Below are 19,254 nucleotides of genomic sequence, written 5' to 3'. Positions count from 1 at the left end.
GACGGCGCAATTTTTCCTTGAAATCCGTCAGGATTCCTGCGAAAAAATTGCTTGCCAGCGGCCCAAAATCCTTCGCCGCTGGACACATCGCCAATTTTCAAACAAGCCCTAGGCGCGCCGCGGGCACGAACAGAGGCAAGACAGCGCCCGGCACACATCGGTGTGCCGGGCGCTGTCTGTTTCCCGGATGCTTTTTAGAACACGGCGACCACGGCGCCGTTGTAGTTCTCCTCAATATAGGTCTTGACCTCGTCGCTGCACAGGGCGGCGGCCAGGGCCTGGATGGCGGGGTCATCCTCCCGGCCCTCCTTGACGGCCAGCACGTTGACGTAGGCCTGGGCGGCCTCGCCGTCGGCGGACTCGGTGGCCAGGGCATCGTCCATGGACAGGCCGGCGTCAATGGCGTAGTTGCCGTTGATCACAGCCATGTCCAGATCGGCCAGGCGGAGGGGCAGCTGGGCGGCCTCCATCTCAGAGAACTGGAGGTTCTTGGGGTTGTCCACGATGTCGTTGATGGTGGCGGTGATGCCGGCGCCGTCCCGCAGGGTGATCAGGCCCTCCTGCTGGAGCACCAGCAGGGCCCGGGCCTCGTTGGTGGCGTCGTTGGGCACGCCGATGAGGGCACCGTCGGCCAGCTCGTCCAGGCTGGACACCTTGCCGGCATACAGACTCATGGGCTCGTAGTGAACCTCGGCGGCGCTGACCAGGTGGGTGCCGTTCTGATCATTGAAATCGTTCATGTAGGTGATGTGCTGGAAGTAGTTGGCGTCCAGGGAGCCGTCCTCCACGGCGTTGTTGGGCTGGACGTAGTCGTTGTACTGGACAATATCCAGGGTGATGCCCTGCTCGGCCAGGATGTCCTTCACCACCTCCAGAATCTCGGCGTGGGGGGCGGGGGTGGCGCCCACCTTCAGGGTGGTGCCCTCCAGGGAGCCGGTCTCGGTGGAGGCGGCGGGGCTCTCGGAGTTTCCGGCAGGGGTCTGGGAGGTGCCGGTATTGCCGCCGCAGCCGGCCAGCAGGCCCACGGCCAGAACGCCGGACAGGAGCAGAGAGACGAGCTTCTTCATGTTGCATTTCTCCTTTTCATGTTCCTCGTGTGAGGTGGTTTTCCCAAATCAGAGCACAAAAAAACGCCCTTGAATCCAATTTCAAGGACGAGAGCTTTCCGCTTCGTGGTACCACCTTGCTTCACCCCCGCCTCACGACAGGGGCCTTATGGAGTACAATCATACTCCTGCGCGCTGACGGGCGCACCCGTCGCAGCCTGTACGGAATCCCTTCCGCAGTCAGCCGCGCCGCTCCGAGACCATCTTCAGCCAGACCTTCCGTACCCGTTTCCACCAATCCGGGCTCTCTGTGCCGTATCTTCCAGCCTACTCTTCTCTTCCTCGCGTTTATAGGGCGTATTCAGTTCCGCTTGGGTTGTGCTTAGTTTACAACCGAATGGCCCCATCTGTCAACTGGGCACCCTGCACAAAAAGAGTGGATGGGCAAACCAAGCGGTTTGCCCATCCTGCTGATTTTTACATGCCTCCGGGGGAGCGCCTGTCCCGGTTCACCTGCCGGTTGGCGTCCCGCAGGCCCCTCCGGCGGCTCTTTTTGGTGAGCCGCTTGTCGGAGCCTACGGCGGTGCGGGTGCCGGCGGTCTGGACAATTTGAACCAGGATCACCAGGGCAATCACGGCGCAGTACTCCAGGACGATCTGGGTTCGGTAGTAGCCGTAGTTGATGGCGGTGGCGCCCAGGCCGGTACCGCCGATGAAACCCGCCATGGCGCCGTAGCCCAGGATGGTGATGGTGACGGTGGTGGCGCCGGTGAGCAGGGAGGGCCGGGCCTCGGGCAGCAGCACCTTCCACACGATCTGGAGAGGGGAGGCCCCCATGGCGGTGGCGGCCTCCAGCACGCCGCGATCAACCTCCCGCAGGGAGGACTCCACCATGCGGGCCACGAAGGGGAAGGCGGCGATGACCAGGGGGGGGATCATGGCGGCGGTGCCCACGCTGGTGCCCAGGATCAGCCGGGACAGGGGGATGGCCAGGATCATCAGAATCAGGAAGGGAACGGAGCGCAGAATATTGATGACAAAGTTGAGGGCGGCCATGAACCACCGGGGCAGGGGCCTCACACCGCCGGCCTCCCCGGTGACCAGGAGGATACCCAGGGGCAGGCCTACCACATAGGCGAACAGGGTGGCCAGGGCGGTGGAGTACACCGTATCCCACACATCGCCGGGCAGAAGCTCCAGAAAGAGGGAGAACTGCTCCTGCACCTCCGGACTGTTGAAAAAGTCAAGCATGGTAATCGGGCACCTCCTCTACAGTGACATCCTTCTGGGCGCGCAGGTAGCTCATGGCCTTGGCGGCCTCGTTCCTGTCCTCCGGCAGGCCCAGCAGCATGGAGCCGAAGGCCTTGCCGTTCACATTCCGGGTGTCGGCCCCCAGAATGTTCACCTTCACACCGCAGTCGATGGCCAGGGAGGCGATGAGCGGCTCGTAGGAGGAGCCGCCGTTGAACACCACCCGCACCACGCCGGCCACGGGGAACTTGTCGATGTTGGCCCCCTCGGGAAACACCAGGCGGCGGCCCGCCTCGGTCTTGGGGTTGGAGAAGACCTCCTCCACCGTGCCGGTCTCCACCATGCGGCCCTTCTCCAGGATGGCCACGTGGGTGCAGATGGACTCCACCACCGCCATCTCGTGGGTGATGATGATGGCGGTGATGCCCAGGCGCCTGTTGATGTCCTGAATCAGCTTCAGAATGCTGCGGGTGGTGGTGGGATCCAGGGCGCTGGTGGCCTCGTCGCACAGCAGCACCTTGGGGTTGGAGGCCAGCGCCCGGGCGATGGCGATGCGCTGCTTCTGCCCGCCGGACAGCTGGGCGGGGTAGGCGTTGGCCTTGTCGGGCAGGCCCACGATGTCCAGGTACTCCAGGGCCCGCTTTTTGGCCTCCGCCCTGGGCACCCCGGCGATCTCCATGGGGAAGCAGATGTTGTTCAGGCAGGTGCGCTGCATGAGCAGGTTGAACTGCTGGAAGATCATGCTGATAGACCGGCGGGCCTGCCGCAGCTGGGCGGGGGACAGGCTGCACAGATCCACCGGGCCGCCGTCCTCCGTCTCCAGAATCCCGTCCATGAGCACCTGGCCCTCGGTGGGCCGCTCCAGCAGGTTGATGCACCGCACCAGGGTGGACTTGCCCGCGCCGGACATGCCCACGATGCCGAAGATATCCCCGTCCTGAATGGTCAGGCTGATGTCCGACAGCGCCTGAAAATCACCGTCGGCCGTGGGGAAGATCTTGGAAATGTGTCTTAACTCGATCACAGACCCCGACTCCTCTAACGTTCAAATATCCCCGTTATTTTATGCCAACCGACGGCCTCTGTCAAGGAAAAAGCCCCGGAACCGGATGGTTCCGGGGCTGAGGCTGTCGAAAAACCTTCCGTAAGGGAAAGCCTCGCAGAGTTCCTGCGGCCGTAGCCGCAGGAATCAAATGAAAATCCGTCATTTCCGGGGACATGCGCCTCGGAAATGACCCTTCTCATGGCGGAAGGGGTGACTTTTTCGCAAGAAAACGAACCCCTTCCGCCATGCAACTTTTCTCGAAAAAGCGGCAAAGCCGCTTTTTCGACACGCTGAGCCCCGGAACCGGATGGTTCCGGGGCTTTTCAGGGGGAAAGCGGGGGCGTCAGGCCCCGCAGGAGCAGCAGCCGTGCTCCTCGCCGCCGCAGGGGAGGCGGAGGTTCTCGGGCACCGCCTCCCCCCGGCGGCGGTAGTAGTCCGCCAGGGCGGCCTTGATGGCCTCCTCGGCCAGCACGGAGCAGTGCATTTTGTAGGCGGGCAGGCCGTCCAGGGCCTCCGCCACGGCGGCGTTGGTCAGCTCCATGGCCTGCTGGATGGTCTTGCCCTTGATCATCTCGGTGGCCATGGAGGAGGTGGCGATGGCCGAGCCGCAGCCAAAGGTCTGGAACTTCACGTCGGTGATCACGCCGTCCTCGTCGATGTTCAGGTACATCTTCATGATGTCGCCGCACTTGGGGTTGCCCACCTGGCCCACGGCGTTGGCACCGGGGAGGCTGCCCACGTTGCGGGGGTGCTCGAAATGATCCATCACTTTATCAGAATACAGCATATTGAAAACTCCTTTCTCATTCCACAACCCAGGTGGGTTTCTGTTCGGCGGCGTCCCAAACGGGGGACATATTGCGCAGGTAAGCGACTACCTCGGGCACGGCCGCCAGCATGGCATTCACGTCGGCGTCGGTGTTGTCCGCGCCCAGGGACAGCCGCAGGGAGCCGTGGGCGATGGCGTGGGGCAGGCCGATGGCCAGCAGCACGTGGGAGGGATCCAGGGAGGCGGAGGAGCAGGCCGAGCCGGAGGAGGCGCAGATCCCCCTGGCGTCCAGGTGGAGGAGCAGGGCCTCCCCCTCCACCCCCTCAAAGACGAAGGAGGCGGTGCCGGGGAGCCGGTTTTCCGGATCGCCGGTGAGGCGGGTGTAGGGCAGTCTGGTCAGGCCGTCGATCAGCCTGTCCCGCAGGGCGGACAGCCGGGCGCCCTCCGCCTCCAGCTGGGCCACCGCCTCCTTCAGCGCGGCGGCCATGCCGATGACGCCGGGCACGTTCTCGGTGCCGGAGCGGCGGCCCTTCTCCTGCCCGCCGCCGTGGAGCAGGGGGGGCAGGCGCAGGGGCCTGCGGACATACAGGGCGCCCACGCCCTTGGGCCCCTGGAACTTGTGGGCGGACAGGGAGAGGAGATCCACGTTCCACGCCTCCACGTCCACCGGGATGTGGCCCACGGCCTGGACGGCGTCGGTGTGGAAGAGGATTTTGTGCTTTCGGGCGATGGCCCCGATCTCGGCCACCGGCTGGATGGTGCCGATCTCGTTGTTGGCGGCCATGATGGAGATGAGGACAGTGTCGGGCCGGATGGCGGCCTCCACGTCGGCGGGGCTCACCCGCCCCAGCTCGTCCACCGGCAGGCAGGTCACGGCATACCCCTGCTTCTCCAGGTGCTGGGCGGTGTGGAGCAGGGCATGGTGCTCGATGGCGGAGGTGATGATGTGGCCGGTGGTTTTCCCCTTGAGGGCCATGAGCTCCACCACGCCCTTGAGGGCCCAGTTGTCCGCCTCGGTGCCGCCGGAGGTGAAGAAGATCTCCTCGGGCTTTGCGCCGATGCAGGCGGCGATATCGGCCCGGGCCCGCTCCAGATCGGCCTTGGCCTCCTGGCCGAAGCGGTAGAGGCTGGAGGGGTTGCCGTATTGCTCGGTAAAATAGGGGGTCATGGCCGCCAGGGCGGTCTGGGACAGGGCGGTGGTGCCCGCGTGGTCGGCATAGATGAAACGGGACATGGATGTCGCTCCCTTCTAAAATACTAAATTCATATCTGTTTACTATGATTATAGCGGCGGCGCCGCCGGTTGTCAAGGGAAATTTTTCGCCCTGCGGAAGGTTTTATTAAACTTTACTTAAAACGCCTGTTTTCCGTTGACGGTGGAATCCGGGCCGTGCTATAGTGGAGAGGAAGAAATCCTTCGCCTGTGAATCTTATGGAAACCAGGAGCTGCTATGGACAAAAAACTGCTGAAAAGTATCCTGTTCATCATCACCTACGCGGTGGTGCTGGTGGTGGTGCTGGCCCGCCTGGATGTGATCGGACAGGCGGTGATGTGGGTGCTGGGCGTGCTCCAGCCGCTGCTCATCGGCTTTGCCATCGCCTTTGTGCTCAACCGGCCCTGCCGCTTCTTCCACCGGCTCTATCTGCGGGGCCTGGGCAGCACCCGGGCCAGGAAGGCCGCCCGCCCGCTGGCGGTGCTCTCCTCCTACCTGGCTCTCATCGCGGTGATCACCGCCATTTTTGCCTATGTGCTGCCGAAATTCGCGGAGAGCATCCAGACCTTTGTGCTCAATCTGAGCGGGTACCTGACCAACCTCCAGTCCGGCTACAACCAGATCATTGATCAGCTGCATCTGGACGCGGAGACCCTGGATCTCTCCTGGCTGAACGAGAAGCTCAGCGGGCTGTTTGACCAGGTGCTCACCTTCCTGTCCGACACAGGGCCCCAACTGCTGGCCTCTGTCACCAGCAGCCTGGTGTCCGCCGTGGTGACGGGGGTGCTGGCCGTCGTGTTCTCCATCTATATGCTCTCCGGCCAGGAGAAGCTGCTGCGCCAGTGCCGCCGGGTGTTCCGGGCCTATGTGCCCGCCAGGATCGCCGGCCCGGTCTCAGACGTGGTGCATCTCACCGCGGACACCTTTACCCGCTTTGTCACCGGACAGCTCACCGAGGCCTGCATCATCGGCGGCCTGACCGCCGTGGGGATGCTCTTCATCCAGGCGGATTACGCCCCCCTCATCGGCGTGATCGTGGGCGCGTCCGCCATCATCCCGGTGGCGGGGGCCTATATCGGCGCCATTGTCTCCGCCCTGCTGCTGCTGGTGGTCTCCCCCGTCAAGGCCCTGATCTTCCTGATCTTCCTCATCATCCTCCAGCAGTTCGAGGGAAATGTGATCTACCCCAAGGTGGTGGGCACCTCCATCGGCCTGCCCGGGCTGTGGGTGCTGGCCGCCGTCACCGTGGGCGCCAGCGTGGGCAGCCTGCTGGGCGTGCTGCTCAGCGTCCCCATCGCCTCCATCCTCTACACCCTGCTGCGCCGGAATGTGCGCAAGCGCCTGGACGGGCCGGAGCGGAAGGGGTGAGCCCGCTCCCCGCCGGGCACTCAGGCAGCGACAGCGAACGGCAACCTGCGCCCCGGAATCCATGGGATTTCGGGGCGCTTTTTGCAGGTTGCTTTTTTCCCGGGGAGCGGCTATACTGTAGTTATGGAAACCTTGCAAAAGGGAGGTACGTACAATGAAAGGAAGGAGAATCCTGTCTCTGGCGCTGGCCGTGCTGACGGCGGTCTCCCTGCTGACCGTATCCGCCTCCGCGGCCGGATTTTCCGACATGGTGGGCCACTGGGCCCGGGACGACGTGGAGTATCTGGCCGCCCAGGGAGTGGTCAAGGGCACCAGCGCCACCACCTTTGCCCCCGACCAGAAGATGACCGCCTGCGAGGCCCTGCTGTTCTGCTCCCGGGCCGCCGGCGTCAGCGAGGAGGACAAGGCCGCTATCGCCGCCGACTGGGCGGACGAGCTGGCGGAGCTCCTCCCGGACAGCCTCTACTCCTGGGCCGCGGAGGAGATGGCCGTGTGCCTGGAGACCGGCATCCTCTCCGTGACCGAGCTGCGGGCCCTGAGCGCGGACGACGGCCTGCTCAAGACCATCAGCCGGGAGAGCCTGGCCATGTATCTGGTGCGGGCCATGCAGCTGGACGCCATGGCGAAAAACCTGAGCACCTACCCCATGGACTTCGCGGACACCAGCTCCATCTCCGCCGCCCTGCAGCCCTATGTCTACCTGCTGGATACATACGGCATCGTCCGGGGCAATGAGGCCAACTGCTTCCTGCCCAAGAGCTCCCTGACCCGGGCGGAGATGGCCACCATGCTCCGCCGGGCCATGGACTTCATGGAGGAGCGGGGGCTCTATGCCGAGCTGCCCGCCTACACCGACTACGACTGGGTGGGGGGCACCATCACCCAGGCGGCGGAGGACGGCGCCGGCGGCATCTCCCTCACCCTGACCAGCACCATCACCGGCACCCAGACCGTCACCCTCCCCGCCGGCGTGACCATCTACGAGAACAACATGCGCGCCTCTGCCGAGCCTTTGAGCCTGCTCCAGACGGGCACCTATGCCCGGGTGAACCTGGACGGGAACGGCTCAGTCCTGTCGGTGCGCCTGGGCGGCGCCGTCACTGCATACACCGGCACCGTCACCGACATTGAGCCCGGGAGCGTGACCCTGGACGTGAACGGCGTGTCCCGCCGGCTGGAGATCGACCGCTTCACCGCCATCCAGGCCGACGGCGTCTCCATTCCCGCCCAGGTGCTCAGCAATCAGGGCGGCTACACCACCGCCGCCTGCCAGGTGGACGCCATGGGCCACCTGGCAGCCCTCCAGCTCTCCAGCGGCGGCCGCACCGAGGAGGGCATCCTCCGGGCGGTGGACGGCCGCTCCGGCAGCCAGACCCTCACCGTCACCGCCTTTGACGGCGGGGAGGCGCGGTATACCCTGCCCTCCGGCACGGCGGTCACCGTGGACGGCGTCGCCGGCAGCATGTCCGACCGGTACGAGGGCTGTTATGTCAATCTGCGGGTGTCCAACGACAGCGAGGGACGCCTCACCGCCGTGTCGGTGGACACCGGCACCCAGTATCTCCAGGGCACGGTTCAGACCGTGGTTACCAATCCCCAGAACGGCCTGGCCCTGACCGATATGGTGAGCGGGCGCAACACGGCCTACCTGCTCACCGACCAGGCCGCCGTCCGCTACAACGGGAAGACGGCACGGCTGTCGGATGTGCCGGCGGGCGCCTTCGCCACCCTCCGCCTCTCCAACGGCTATGTCACCTGGATGGACGCCTATCCCGGCGCGGCCAACACGGTCAAGGGCGTCCTGGACGCCATCTCCTACGGGGACGTGATCACCCTGCGGGTGCGCACCGACGGCGGCGAGACCGCCTCCGTGACGGCGGACGCCGCCGCGCCCCCCACCGTGACCCGGGACGGCCAGGCCGGCTCCCTGGAGTCCCTGCGCACCGGCGACACGGTGGTGCTCACACTCCAGGGCGGGCGGGTGACCGCCGTGGAGGCCCAGGCCCAGAGCATTACCGTCACCGGCACCGTCACCCGGACTGCCCGGCGGGGCGGGACGGTCACCCTGGACGTGCGCCTCAGCGACGGCTCCGCCGTCACCTACGAGGTGGACAGCGCCGCGCCCGCCACCCGGGACGGCCGCTCCATCGACGCGGAGGAGCTGAATGCGGACGACTGGGTGGAGCTGGTGGTTCACAACGGCGTGGTGGAGTCCATCACCGCCTATGAGGACGCCGGCCGGAACACCCGGCTGGAGGGCACCGTCCTGGAGACCGACACCCGGGACGAGACCCTGCGCGTCCGCCTCTCCGACGGGGGCACCCTCACCGTGGACGTGTCGGGGGCCAGCTTTCTCACCGCCGACGGCGGCTCCACCAGCCTGCGCCGCCTGTCGAAGGACGACCGGGTGCAGCTCTTCGGCGACTACAGCGGCAACCGCTTCGTGGCCACCCTGGTGATCCTGCTGTAAATATTGCGGTCAAAGCCCAAACGGCCCGGACTCCGAAGGGAGTCCGGGCCGTTTCCGGATGTCGATAAACCCACCAACCGAAGGGTTCGGAGGGAAGGAAAGTGTGAAAGGGAACCGTCAGGGTTCCCTTTCGCGTCGGATCAAACAACTTTTTGAAACTTTTTGAAGTTTCAAAAAGTTTGTCAGCGTGTCGAAAAAGCCTTTTTCGACACGCTGAAACGGCCCGGATTCCCTTTGGAATCCGGGCCGTTTTTCTCTGCCTGTTTGCTTCGCGCCTACTTGCCCACGCAGAACCGCTGGAAGATGCGGGCGGTCACATCCTCCCGCACGCTGGCCCCGGTGAGCTCTCCCAGGGCGGACAGGGCCTCCTCCACATCGGTGAGCAGGGCGTCGGGGGTGATCCCCGCCGCCAGGCTCTCCCCGGCCCGCTCCACCCCCGCCAGGGCCCGGCGGGCGGCCTCGGCCTGGCGGGCGTTGGTGAGCAGCTCCCCGGCCGCCTCCGCCCCGCCGGTGGGGAAGAGGGACGCGATGTCCCCCTCCAGCTCCTCCAGGCCCGCGCCGGTGGCGGCGCTCACCACCCGCAGGTTGGGGAAGCGGCGGCGCAGCGCCTCCACATCCGCCGCCGGGGGCCGGTCGGACTTGTTCACCAGGCAGAGCACCCGGGGGGCCTTTTCGGCCTCGTCCATGGCGGCCAAGTCCTCGGCCGTCAGGGGCTCCGACCCGTCCACCACCAGCAGGGCCAGCCGGGCCTCCTCCAGGGCGGCCCTGCTGCGCGCCACGCCGATGCGCTCCACCGCATCCTCCGTGTCCCGCAGGCCGGCGGTGTCGATGAGCTTGAGCACCACCCCGCCCAGTCTGCACCGGGCCTCCACCGTGTCCCGGGTGGTGCCGGGCACGTCGGTGACGATGGCCCGGTCGTAGCCCACCAGGGCGTTGAGCAGGGAGGACTTGCCCGCGTTGGGCCGCCCCACCAGCACGCAGGGCACCCCGCCGGCGATGTACCGCCCCCGCTCATAGGTGGCCAGCAGGGCGGACAGGCCCGCCCGGGCCTCCTCCAGCCCCGCCCGGATGGTGTCCGCCCGGAAGGGGTCGATGTCCTCGTCGGGGTAGTCCAGCACCGCGTGGAAGTGGGCCATGAGATCCACCAGGCCGTCGTAGATTGCCCCCACCCGGCGGCCCAGGGCGCCGGAGAGCTGCCCGGCGGCCTGCCGCACGGCGGCGGGGGTCTCCGCGTCGATGAGATCCGCCACCGCCTCCGCCTGGGTCAGATCCAGCTTGCCGTTGAGGAAGGCCCGCCGGGTGAACTCCCCCGGCCCGGCCTGCCGCACCCCCTGGGCAAACAGGGCCTCCAGCCCCAGCTGGAGCACCGCCGGCGAGCCGTGGCACTGAAACTCCGCCGTGTCCTCCCCGGTATAGCTGCGGGGCGCCCGGGAGATGGTGGCCAGGGCCTGGTCGATGGGGGCACCGTCGGGGCCCAGCAGGGTGCCGTAGACCAGCCGGCGGCTCTCATACTCCGCCAGGGACTTTCCGCCGGTGGGGCGGAACACGGCGGCGGCGGCCTCGATGGCGCCGTCTCCGCTCAGGCGCAGGATGCCGATGGCGCTGGGGGCGGGGGGCGTGGCAATGGCAGCGATGGTTTGGGACATATTCTCACCTCAACGAGACACGGCCGCCGCCCGGCGCAGGCCGGGCGGCGGAAAAAGATTGGCGAATCCGCCGGACAAATTTCCCTTGACTTTGCTTATGTCAACCGGAATCTGCATATCTGTGGACAAACGCGGTGGAAAAGCGATGTGGATAACCCTGTGGACAATGTGGAAAGAGCCTTATATACCGGGGTTTTACCCGATCCTGACCGGGACTTTACCCTGCATATATCATTGCATATTGTCTGTCAACGAACATCTGTACGGCTGGGGGCGGGGCCCATCAGCTCGCCCAGCAGGGGCTCAAACTGGACGCCCTCCGGCAGGGGAGTGCCCACGGCCAGGGTATAGGCCACACAGTGCTGGACAAAATCCGCCGCCCGCTGGGAGGCGTCGGCCAGGCCCTCCCCCCGCAGCAGGGAGCCCAGCAGCACGCTGGCGAAGAGATCCCCGGTGCCGGAGAAGCGGGCGGGCTCCTGCCGGGCCATGGCGAAGGAGATCCGGCCGGTCTCCCGGTCGAAGCAGCCCGCGCCGGTCACGCCGGGGTGCAGCCCCACCCCCGTGAGCACCACGGAGCGCTGCCCGTCCAGGCTCAGCCGCTCCAGCCAGGCCCGCAGGCCGGCCTCGTCCCCGGGGCAGGAGGTGTAGTCCTCCCCCAGCAGCAGGGAGGCCTCGGTGAGATTGGGGGTGATCACGTCGGCCTGGGCGGCCAGCTCCTCCATGCGGCGGCACAGCTCCGGCGTGTAGGTGCGGTAGGGCTTCCCGTGGTCGCCCATCACCGGATCCACCAGCACCAGGGTGTCCGCCCGGCGGAACTGCCGGTAAAATGCCTCAATCTGGGCGATCTGGCCGGCCGAGCCCAGAAAGCCGCTGTAGATGGCGTCAAAGGTCACCCCCAGCTCCGCCCAGTGGGCGGCGGTCTCCGACATCTGATCCGAGAGATCCAGAAAGACGGAGTGCGGGCTGGGCGGGAAGGCGGTGTGGGCGGACAGGTAAGCTGTAAGCATGGGACAGCACTGCCCGCCCATGGCGGACAGCACCGGCAGCACCACGGTGGTGGAGCAGCGGCCAAAGCCGGAGAGATCCTGAATGGCGGCGATCCTCGGCGCGCGTTTCATACGAGTTCCCCCTTGTGTGTTGGGTTTCCCCTCTATTATAACCGCCCCGGTGTCAGAGTGCAATTGACATTTTCCATGCCGGATGGTACACTTAATTTACCTGCCCTGCGCCTGTGATGGAATTGGTAGACATGCGAGATTTAGGTGCTGTCACCTCAGTGACGGATTATTTAAGCGGATATTCTGACCATCCCCAATTGCCACTCATGGATAAAAAATCATAATTTCATCGCACTCTGTGCGTTGAAATCGCAGACTGACAAAGTCAGTCCCAGAATTTTGCACACACTACACTATTATTTTAATAAAAACAGGCTCCACGCCTGTTTTTATACACGCGGGTCAAGCATATTGCTCCGCCTCGGGTAGTCCCTCCCCGTGTGAAAACAGAGGGCAGCAAAATAGCGACAGGGTTCCCTGCCGCTCATATCTGCGGGCGTGGTGGAATTGGCAGACTCGATGGATTTAGGTTCCATTACCTTAGTGGTGTGCGGGTTCGAGTCCCGCCGCCCGCACCAAACCAATATAATCCGAACTTGTTTCCGATAGGAGATGGGTTCGGATTATTTGTTTTCTTTGACCGTTACGAAACCGCCTATTTTCGCAACGGGGTGAAGCGCAAACCGACTTCCAAGCCAAGAGGGCCACGGAAAAAGAAGAAATCTATATAAACGCAAAAAAGCGGGGTGCCACCCTTTTCGGATGACACCCCGCTTTTGCTATGCCATTATTCTGTTTTTGCCTCTTGCTTCTCTATTTCTCTCTGCTTCTTCCATTCAGAAAACTCCCGCTGCCCTTCCTCGCTCTCATAGAAGGCCAGAATGTCCGGCAGGATGCAGCAGGCTATTGCTTCGATCTGGTGCTGGGGAATATCGGTGTTGTTGATCAGCTTTTTTCTTCTACCCAAATGTACCTCCGTTTTTCTCAAAGATGGTTTACAGATCGTGATCTTTGGGTCGCTGCTGGCGCTGCTGCTCTCTGAGTATCCGACGCACCTCAGGGGGAATACTGTCCACAAACCGCCGCAGCCGCTCGTTATCCTTTTTCAGTGTCAACACCTCCATCTGCTTCTGTATGCTCTTTTCGCTGTTGACCTTTTCCTTCAAGCCCTCGTTCTCCTGCGTCAGATAGTCGATGGTGGCTTGGTATTTCTTCATCTGTCCCAAATGCTTTTCCAGCCGGGAGAAATATGGCCCCACCATCTCCAAAATTTCGTCTCGTTTTTTCCCGGCGTTCAGCACCCCGATTTCCGACACCGCCTTTTCTATGGCCTGCTGTTGCCGGGTGAGGTCTACGGACTGCTTGAACAACCATGTGGGAATGTGCTTGCGCTTGGTGACAAGGGCGCTCTCGCCCCGCTTGAGGACGGGGAACACCTTTTTCATGTGGGCGTGAAACTCGTCCTGCCATTTTGAAAGCTGCGCCCGGTTGCCCAAAATCTCCTTTGCAGACAGCCGCCCGTCCTCTGTGATGGGGGTAAAGCACAGGTGAAGATGAGGTGTTTTTTCATCCATGTGTACCACAGCGGAAAAAATGTTCCCCCGGCCCACCTTCTTCTCCATAAAAGCTACCGCTTCGGTGAAGTAGGCTTGTACTTCTTTCTTGCTTCGGCCTGTGAAGAACTCCGGGCTGGCGGTAATCAGCGTGTCCACAAACATAGTGCTGTCCTTCCTGGTACGGCACCCCGCCGCCTTGATGCGAGTGTCAATTTCCTTTCGGTACTTCTGCGTAGGCTGAATAATGTGAAAATTGTCCTTGCTTTTACTGATGTCAATATCGGGATTGCTGGCGTACTTTTCCTTTGTACGCTCGTGGTGGGCTTCCAATGCCCCTGCCGGCCCCGCCTTGTGTTTGGCAAAGCGTAAAATTGCGTGCTGTGCTTTTTGTGCCATTGTACCTCCTTACCGCTTACGCTTGACCCAGACAATGTCATAGTCCAGCACATCCGCAAGCTCCACGGCTTCTTGGTATCGCAGGGAACCCCGACGCAATTTGCCGGATAGATTGGGAACGCTGCGGCTCCAATCGTAATCGTCGTACAGCCTATCCACTACCTCTGTCATGGTCATGCCAGAACGGACGATATAGGACTTGATTTCTTCTCGAATGCCCATTGTTCTCTCTCCTTTCTATGTCTGCCCCGTAAAGAGCAATATTCGGTTTCGCTGTTTTGTGTGGGATTTGCCGGAAATGAAAAAAAGCCCGCCAAACCATGAACTCCGTTCGCTTCACGGTGGCGCGCTCTCCAGAAAATAACCGACACAAAAACAGTCAATCGTTCATTGAACGGCGATCCTTCAAAAATTCGGGGGAATTTTCACCTCTTTTCATCCGGCTTGAGCGCAAAAAAGCCACGCACAACCTTCTGGTCTGCGTGGCTTTCATACGCTGCATCTGTACTTTTGAAGTTTCTTTTTTACCGCCTCCACTCGTTTGATAACTCCGCTGTGGTTTTTATACCCCAGCTTGTCCGCAATTTCCTCGTAAGTAAATCCATCCTGTCTCAGTTCAACAATCTGCCGATCTTTCAGGGGCAAGGTCTTTAAAAACCGTTCCACAAAGTCCTTAGCGATCACATATTCCTCTACATTTTGGCTTGGATCTGGAATATGGAAAATAGGACTGTCGTCATCACTGTTTTCCAGCATTCCTTCCAGTGAAACGGTCTGTACTTTCTTGGAGCGGGTGTGATACCACCTGCGGAGAAAGTCTTTGCGAGCGTTGGTATCCCATTTTTCAAAATCTTCATCGCAGGGTATTTCTCGCACGATGTCCAAAATTGGTTGCCACCCCTGCTCCGTAATCGCACGCTTCACCACATGGGCAAATAATTCTCTTACCTGATCGGCGTCTGGGAACGGAATTTGTGTTCCAGGCTTCATGCGAAATAAAAGCTGCAATCCCCAACCACATTCCTGATCTATTAAGCTGGCCCAAAGTGGTAGCGCATAGGAGAGCCGCCAAACTGGACAGTAGCCAGTGTAGTGTTCTTTCCACCCGCCAAAGCCAAAGTGCGGAAAGGCCAAAGCAGCTATGGCGTCCATGATGTCCTTCAAGAAAGCGTCGCTGTCGAGCAAGTCCATCATCGGTTCGGATGCCGCTATTTCAGAAAGACACCGTGGCAGTGCATTCAGCGTAGGATACCTGACGATCTGGTCTGCTGGGATAAGATAGACAAGAGGCAGATAGCGGATGTTGCTGTCAAAGGGAAAAGTTACTTGCATATGCGGATGTGGTTCGTCCATAGGGCTGACCTCCTTTTATGCTTTAAAATATGTTATCTATTATAATACGACATAAGTATATACTTTTTGTTCCTAAAATTCAAAAACATTTTTGGCGTATATACGGGCAGTTGCTTAAAAAGCTCTTGCCTAATTTCGCTTAAACGAATATACTAATAATGGTTTAATATTACCCCATGAGACAAACTTTGAGGTGTCACAAGTGAACGGATATATGACGGTACAGGAAGCCGCTGAAAAATGGGGCGTGACTCCCCGGCAAGTCCAAATTTTGTGCAAAGAAAACCGAATTGCCGGTGCGGCGCGTATGAGTCGGATTTGGATCATCCCAGAAAATGCAGAAAAGCCGACTAAAGATAGCAATACAAGAGCGAGGACAAAAGATGACAAACAATAATTTGACAATGATTGACTTATTTGCGGGTGCAGGTGGATTGTCTGAGGGACTTTCTGAGGCTGGATTTCACAGTCTATTCGCTTCAGAAATCATGCCTGTTTATGCTGCAACATATCAGAAAAACCACCCTTCCGCTAGGGTCTTAACAGCAGATATTCGTAGTATAGACGCAAATCAAATTCGAGAAGAACTTGGTATTGAGCGTGGAGAGTTAGATTTACTTGCTGGCGGTCCTCCGTGTCAGGGATTTTCAATCAATGCTCCAGTCAGAAGTGTACTTGACCAAAGAAATCATTTGTTCAAAGAATATTTGCGCTTTGTAGATGCTTTTGCTCCAAGGGCAATTTTGATTGAGAATGTTCCCGGACTTGTTTCTTTTGAACATGGTGCCACTCTGCACGCCATTCTCAATGCTTTGGCAGAACTGGGGTATGGCGCTGATGTGCGTATCCTTGGTGCTGCATATTATGGTGTCCCCCAAATGAGGTGGAGAACCATCATTCTTGGCTTGAGGGGGAAAAACCTTCCTTCTTTGGCATTCCCGGAGCCGCTCTACCATGCGCCAGTGAAGCCCAATTTTACCACTACATTTGACGGCCAGTTACTCGTAAAGCTCCCTTCGCCTGAAGCATCTGCTAAATTCACCACAGTGCAGGAAGCTATTGGCGATCTTCCGCCATTGAAGTGTGGGGAAAGAGGTGCTGAAGTAAAAGAATATATATGTGAGCCAATGTGTGATTATCAGAAACGAGCGCGTATCGGTAGTTGTGGAATATATAATCATGAAGCTCCCCGGCTTTCTAAAGAAAATCAAGAGAGATTGAAATACATTAAGCCTGGTGGGAATTGGACAGATATACCTGATGAGCTTTTGCCAAAAGGTATGAAAAGGGCCAGAAAATCTGATCACACCAAGCGATATGGCCGTGTTACTCCTGATGGTTTGGCTTCGACTATTTTAACTAAATGCGATCCTCATTGGGGCGCTTATTTCCATTACAATCAAGATCGCTCTTTTACTGTTAGAGAGGCCGCCCGCCTACAATCCTTTCCAGATCACTTTATCTTTACTGGCACGCAAGGACAGCAGTTCGCTCAGGTAGGAAACGCCGTACCTCCTTTGCTGGCAGAAGCTGTTGGTCTTGCACTCAAATCCATTTTAGAGGAGGGGTCTTAAAATGGCCGGATATATTTCAGAGTTTTTCGGTTATCGTGCAGAAGATAAATCCTCACAAGCTGCAACAGCAGCAGCTCGTCAGGTTTGTCCTTTTCTCGGAACTCAATGCACAAAAGTTTTGTCGCGGGATAGAATTATTTCTGGAGTCTGTGCAGTTCGACAGAAAACACCAGGGTCTCCGGATGTCATCTGTTGTCCAAATCGGATTTATGCCGAAGATTACAAGATGCTCCACTTAGTCGCGCAGCAGGCATTTGGCTGTGAGTTAGGGCTTTACTCTGGGAGAGCAGCAGTAGAAAAAGCCAAAGCGGAAAATGGAGCTATTGCTGTTTTTGGGCATGGATGGGGCGGAGAGTTACGACTGCCCCAAAGGGCCGGGACAGGCTCCTACTTTGTTGATTGGGTGTTGGCACGCTTGGATGGAGCCGGAGAGCTTGTTGAATTTACAGCTATCGAAGTCCAAACTATTGATACCACAGGAAACTACCGTGAAGCCCGCAATTCACTTATGGAAAACCGAGACATCGTTGCAGACACTGTCGGATTGAACTGGGAAAATGTTTCTAAGCGTATTATCCCACAATTGATTTATAAAGGGCAGGTTTTGCAGCGAGAGGATTTGTGTAGAACAGGCTTGTTCTTTGTGTGTCCCAAAGCTGTATACGATCGAGTTCTCAACCGACTGGGAGGAAAAGAACGCATTCCACGCTTTCCAACACAACCAGCTTCTATCCATTTTCTTGCCTATGACTATCTGGAAACAACTGGTGAAGGAACGATTACTCCTCTTGGTATCTTGGAGGAACACTGCACAACGGTTTACAAAGTCCAAGAAGCCTTTTCTTCCATGAATCTACCAGAAGGCAATGTTTACCGGGATGCTATTCGCAGGTCTCTATATGGGATGGAATAAGTGGGTTTTCTACATTTTCATCCCTTTTAGGAGAAGCTTATGAAAGAATGGAAGAATGTTAAGCTTACATCTAAAGGCCAAGAGTATGTTGAGCCGTGTGAGTTAAAAACTGGTTTGCGCAGTTCGTCAAGAGCAGTTTTCTTTAGAAACACCCATCAAACGACTGGCGAAAAAATAGTCTCATTGAAAATTGCTCGATATAGGAAAGTCAATGGAACATTTTATGAAAAGCAAGACAAATCAATTACGCTTTCCTGTGGAGAGATAGATAAACTAATTGAGTATATTCAAGAGTATTATGCGCCCTTAAACACGGGAATGTCCGAGTTTATTTCGGTAGACAAGGATGCTGCCGAGTTGTTTGCTAAAGTTCGTGACTTGGGAATTCCCGATGCAGAAGTTGTGAAAAAGCTTCATGAATCTGGGATACTTACCGAGAACCTGAGCGTTGCTATTACGGCAGCAGAAAGAAATCGTGCAGTCAGTGAATTTGAGCAAGCTATCAGTAGCGGCTATCCTGAATCATATTGGCAAGATTGGTTCAGCCGAAATAAATGGGTGCTTGGGTCCGAATATCTGAATATATTGCCAGAACGAGATATTGATGTCACAGATATTGCAGATTATTTAATGAGAGCTATCGATGGTTTTCTTGATGTTGTAGAAATAAAGCGTCCTGATCTACCATTTTGGACAAGGCCAGATTCACATGGAAATTTATGCCCTTCTTCCCAGCTTACTGCTGCGATAACCCAATGCTTGAACTATTTATATAAAATAGAGCTTCAGTCTAATTCCGTGGAGTTCATGGAACGGGTAGAGGATACAAAAACCGTCAAACCTCAATGTATGTTGGTGTACGGTCGATCAGTTGACTGGGATGATAATGAATTAAAGGCCTTGCGAATCTTAAATGCCGCATATCATCAATTGCATATCATAACTTATGACCAACTATTAATGCGAGCAAAACTCCTACTTGGAATTGAGAATGAAACTGCTGACGAGGAAGAAGATTTTTCCGAATGGCCGTTTTAAAGAGGTTTGTCACTCTCTTGCAAGTAGCAACCCCATCTAGGGGCATCAACGGTCAAGATGAACGGTGCATTTCATGCGGCGCCGTTGACAGCACTGCCCGGTCTTGCTTTATGGGTAATCAAGGAGGGCAAGCTCCAAGTGTGCTTGCCCTCCCTTTTAAATCTAGGGATAACGGTAATCGCATCTTTGGGACATTTTGTCCCATCAGTAGGGGACGGAGGACGAGGGACGGAGGTTTGTATACCTGCTGGTGCTCTCTGAAAACGAACGGGATTTTTGTTCCCGTCCGCTCACAAAAATCCTGCCCGTTTTCCTGCCAGTGTAAGCGGGGCGCAAACCGCATCGCACCCCGTTTACCCTGTCAGCCGCGCCAGCAGGTATAACACACTACACCTTGCAAGCAAGGTCGTGTGCCAAAGGGGGCATAAGCCCCCTTTGGAAACCCCCGGTTTTGTCAGTGCGTGGCCACAGATTGCATTTCTTCATCTATGTCCTCACCCCATCCAAAACCTAAAGAAACGGCGCAGATCAGCCTATGAATGGTGGGCTGGTCTGCG

17 protein-coding genes, 1 tRNA gene and 1 other annotated feature are annotated in these 19,254 nt (G+C 58.8%); of the genes, 7 read left to right on the top strand and 11 right to left on the bottom strand.

Features of this window, described 5'->3' with window-relative positions:
• Positions 1-194: 194 nt before the first annotated feature.
• The 5 genes from B5E42_RS12485 to nifS all read right to left on the bottom strand — a co-directional run bounded on the left by B5E42_RS12485 (position 195) and on the right by nifS (position 5,345).
• The gene (locus B5E42_RS12485; RefSeq protein ID WP_087240120.1) at positions 195-1,067 is read right to left on the bottom strand and encodes a MetQ/NlpA family ABC transporter substrate-binding protein; all 873 of its coding nucleotides are present in this window, start codon (positions 1,065-1,067) and stop codon (positions 195-197) included.
• Positions 1,068-1,147: 80 nt separating this feature from the next.
• Positions 1,148-1,398, bottom strand: a binding site (T-box leader).
• A gap of 125 nt (positions 1,399-1,523) precedes the next feature.
• A complete protein-coding gene (locus B5E42_RS12480; protein WP_087240118.1) occupies positions 1,524-2,297 on the bottom strand; it encodes a methionine ABC transporter permease in 774 nt (257 codons plus the stop codon).
• A complete protein-coding gene (locus tag B5E42_RS12475) occupies positions 2,290-3,321 on the bottom strand; it encodes an ATP-binding cassette domain-containing protein (protein ID WP_087240116.1) in 1,032 nt (343 codons plus the stop codon). The genes B5E42_RS12480 and B5E42_RS12475 overlap by 8 nt, the downstream gene beginning before the upstream one ends.
• Before the next feature lie 364 nt (positions 3,322-3,685).
• Entirely contained in the window at positions 3,686-4,129 is a 444-nt protein-coding gene (gene nifU, locus B5E42_RS12470; RefSeq protein WP_087240115.1) for a Fe-S cluster assembly scaffold protein NifU, read from the bottom strand.
• Positions 4,130-4,145: 16 nt separating this feature from the next.
• Positions 4,146-5,345 (bottom strand): cysteine desulfurase NifS, encoded by a 1,200-nt coding sequence (gene nifS / locus B5E42_RS12465; protein WP_087240113.1) that lies wholly within the window; start codon positions 5,343-5,345, stop codon positions 4,146-4,148.
• A gap of 217 nt (positions 5,346-5,562) precedes the next feature.
• Between nifS and B5E42_RS12460 the strand changes: the two genes are divergently transcribed.
• Both B5E42_RS12460 and B5E42_RS12455 read left to right on the top strand, forming a co-directional pair.
• A complete protein-coding gene (locus tag B5E42_RS12460; protein WP_087240111.1) occupies positions 5,563-6,693 on the top strand; it encodes an AI-2E family transporter in 1,131 nt (376 codons plus the stop codon).
• A 154-nt stretch (positions 6,694-6,847) separates the two neighbouring features.
• Positions 6,848-9,163: an S-layer homology domain-containing protein gene (locus B5E42_RS12455; protein ID WP_087240109.1), complete on the top strand. Its 2,316-nt coding sequence runs from the start codon at positions 6,848-6,850 to the stop codon at positions 9,161-9,163.
• 275 nt (positions 9,164-9,438) lie between these two features.
• Here the strand turns inward: B5E42_RS12455 and mnmE are convergent, their stop codons facing one another.
• On the bottom strand, positions 9,439-10,809 hold the full coding sequence (mnmE, locus tag B5E42_RS12450; RefSeq protein WP_087240107.1) for a tRNA uridine-5-carboxymethylaminomethyl(34) synthesis GTPase MnmE: 1,371 nt from the start codon (positions 10,807-10,809) through the stop codon (positions 9,439-9,441).
• A 248-nt stretch (positions 10,810-11,057) separates the two neighbouring features.
• Positions 11,058-11,927 carry a pyridoxamine kinase gene (locus tag B5E42_RS12445; RefSeq protein WP_087240105.1) on the bottom strand — a complete coding sequence of 290 codons (870 nt, stop codon included), beginning with the start codon at positions 11,925-11,927 and terminating at the stop codon, positions 11,058-11,060.
• 432 nt (positions 11,928-12,359) lie between these two features.
• On the opposite strand from B5E42_RS12445, the gene B5E42_RS12440 reads away from it, so the two are divergent.
• Positions 12,360-12,445, top strand: a tRNA-Leu gene (locus tag B5E42_RS12440).
• Between the two features lie 209 nt (positions 12,446-12,654).
• On the opposite strand, the gene B5E42_RS12435 is transcribed toward B5E42_RS12440, so the two are convergent.
• The 4 genes from B5E42_RS12435 to B5E42_RS12420 form a co-directional block, all read right to left on the bottom strand.
• A complete protein-coding gene (locus B5E42_RS12435; protein WP_072849874.1) occupies positions 12,655-12,834 on the bottom strand; it encodes a hypothetical protein in 180 nt (59 codons plus the stop codon).
• 28 nt (positions 12,835-12,862) lie between these two features.
• Entirely contained in the window at positions 12,863-13,819 is a 957-nt protein-coding gene (gene mobV / locus B5E42_RS12430) for a MobV family relaxase (RefSeq protein WP_072849872.1), read from the bottom strand.
• Between the two features lie 9 nt (positions 13,820-13,828).
• Entirely contained in the window at positions 13,829-14,041 is a 213-nt protein-coding gene (locus B5E42_RS12425; RefSeq protein ID WP_072849870.1) for a phosphoribosylglycinamide formyltransferase, read from the bottom strand.
• Positions 14,042-14,308: 267 nt separating this feature from the next.
• Positions 14,309-15,172, bottom strand: coding sequence for a sigma factor-like helix-turn-helix DNA-binding protein (locus B5E42_RS12420; RefSeq protein ID WP_242949210.1), 864 nt, complete (start codon positions 15,170-15,172; stop codon positions 14,309-14,311).
• 214 nt (positions 15,173-15,386) lie between these two features.
• Between B5E42_RS12420 and B5E42_RS12415 the strand changes: the two genes are divergently transcribed.
• From B5E42_RS12415 to B5E42_RS12400, 4 genes are read left to right on the top strand one after another with little or no spacing between them, the layout of a single operon-like run.
• Complete coding sequence (locus tag B5E42_RS12415) at positions 15,387-15,569, top strand: DNA-binding protein (RefSeq protein ID WP_072849942.1); 183 nt, start codon at positions 15,387-15,389, stop codon at positions 15,567-15,569.
• Complete coding sequence (locus B5E42_RS12410; protein WP_022345027.1) at positions 15,556-16,746, top strand: DNA cytosine methyltransferase; 1,191 nt, start codon at positions 15,556-15,558, stop codon at positions 16,744-16,746. Before B5E42_RS12415 ends, B5E42_RS12410 begins: the two co-directional genes overlap by 14 nt.
• 1 nt (position 16,747) lies before the next feature.
• Positions 16,748-17,659, top strand: coding sequence for a NotI family restriction endonuclease (locus B5E42_RS12405; RefSeq protein WP_072849867.1), 912 nt, complete (start codon positions 16,748-16,750; stop codon positions 17,657-17,659).
• Positions 17,660-17,698: 39 nt separating this feature from the next.
• Positions 17,699-18,697, top strand: coding sequence for a Shedu immune nuclease family protein (locus tag B5E42_RS12400; RefSeq protein ID WP_084730580.1), 999 nt, complete (start codon positions 17,699-17,701; stop codon positions 18,695-18,697).
• Positions 18,698-19,254: the final 557 nt, after the last annotated feature.

Origin of the sequence: Flavonifractor sp. An10 (genome assembly GCF_002161215.1) — a bacterium.
Classification (GTDB): domain Bacteria; phylum Bacillota; class Clostridia; order Oscillospirales; family Oscillospiraceae; genus Flavonifractor; species Flavonifractor avistercoris.
This window is presented reverse-complemented; position numbering and strand designations above follow the sequence as displayed.

Excerpts from the sequence above, each read along its gene's own strand:
- B5E42_RS12445 (WP_087240105.1), bottom strand. The coding sequence starts at position 11,927 with ATGAAACGCGCGCCGAGGATCGCCGCCATTCAGGATCTCTCCGGCTTT.
- nifU (WP_087240115.1), bottom strand. The coding sequence starts at position 4,129 with ATGCTGTATTCTGATAAAGTGATGGATCATTTCGAGCACCCCCGCAAC.
- nifS (WP_087240113.1), bottom strand. The coding sequence starts at position 5,345 with ATGTCCCGTTTCATCTATGCCGACCACGCGGGCACCACCGCCCTGTCC.
- B5E42_RS12485 (WP_087240120.1), bottom strand. The coding sequence starts at position 1,067 with ATGAAGAAGCTCGTCTCTCTGCTCCTGTCCGGCGTTCTGGCCGTGGGC.
- mobV (WP_072849872.1), bottom strand. The coding sequence starts at position 13,819 with ATGGCACAAAAAGCACAGCACGCAATTTTACGCTTTGCCAAACACAAG.
- B5E42_RS12455 (WP_087240109.1), top strand. The coding sequence starts at position 6,848 with ATGAAAGGAAGGAGAATCCTGTCTCTGGCGCTGGCCGTGCTGACGGCG.
- B5E42_RS12415 (WP_072849942.1), top strand. The coding sequence starts at position 15,387 with ATGACGGTACAGGAAGCCGCTGAAAAATGGGGCGTGACTCCCCGGCAA.
- B5E42_RS12480 (WP_087240118.1), bottom strand. The coding sequence starts at position 2,297 with ATGCTTGACTTTTTCAACAGTCCGGAGGTGCAGGAGCAGTTCTCCCTC.
- B5E42_RS12425 (WP_072849870.1), bottom strand. The coding sequence starts at position 14,041 with ATGGGCATTCGAGAAGAAATCAAGTCCTATATCGTCCGTTCTGGCATG.
- B5E42_RS12420 (WP_242949210.1), bottom strand. The coding sequence starts at position 15,172 with ATGGACGAACCACATCCGCATATGCAAGTAACTTTTCCCTTTGACAGC.
- mnmE (WP_087240107.1), bottom strand. The coding sequence starts at position 10,809 with ATGTCCCAAACCATCGCTGCCATTGCCACGCCCCCCGCCCCCAGCGCC.
- B5E42_RS12460 (WP_087240111.1), top strand. The coding sequence starts at position 5,563 with ATGGACAAAAAACTGCTGAAAAGTATCCTGTTCATCATCACCTACGCG.
- B5E42_RS12405 (WP_072849867.1), top strand. The coding sequence starts at position 16,748 with ATGGCCGGATATATTTCAGAGTTTTTCGGTTATCGTGCAGAAGATAAA.
- B5E42_RS12410 (WP_022345027.1), top strand. The coding sequence starts at position 15,556 with ATGACAAACAATAATTTGACAATGATTGACTTATTTGCGGGTGCAGGT.
- B5E42_RS12400 (WP_084730580.1), top strand. The coding sequence starts at position 17,699 with ATGAAAGAATGGAAGAATGTTAAGCTTACATCTAAAGGCCAAGAGTAT.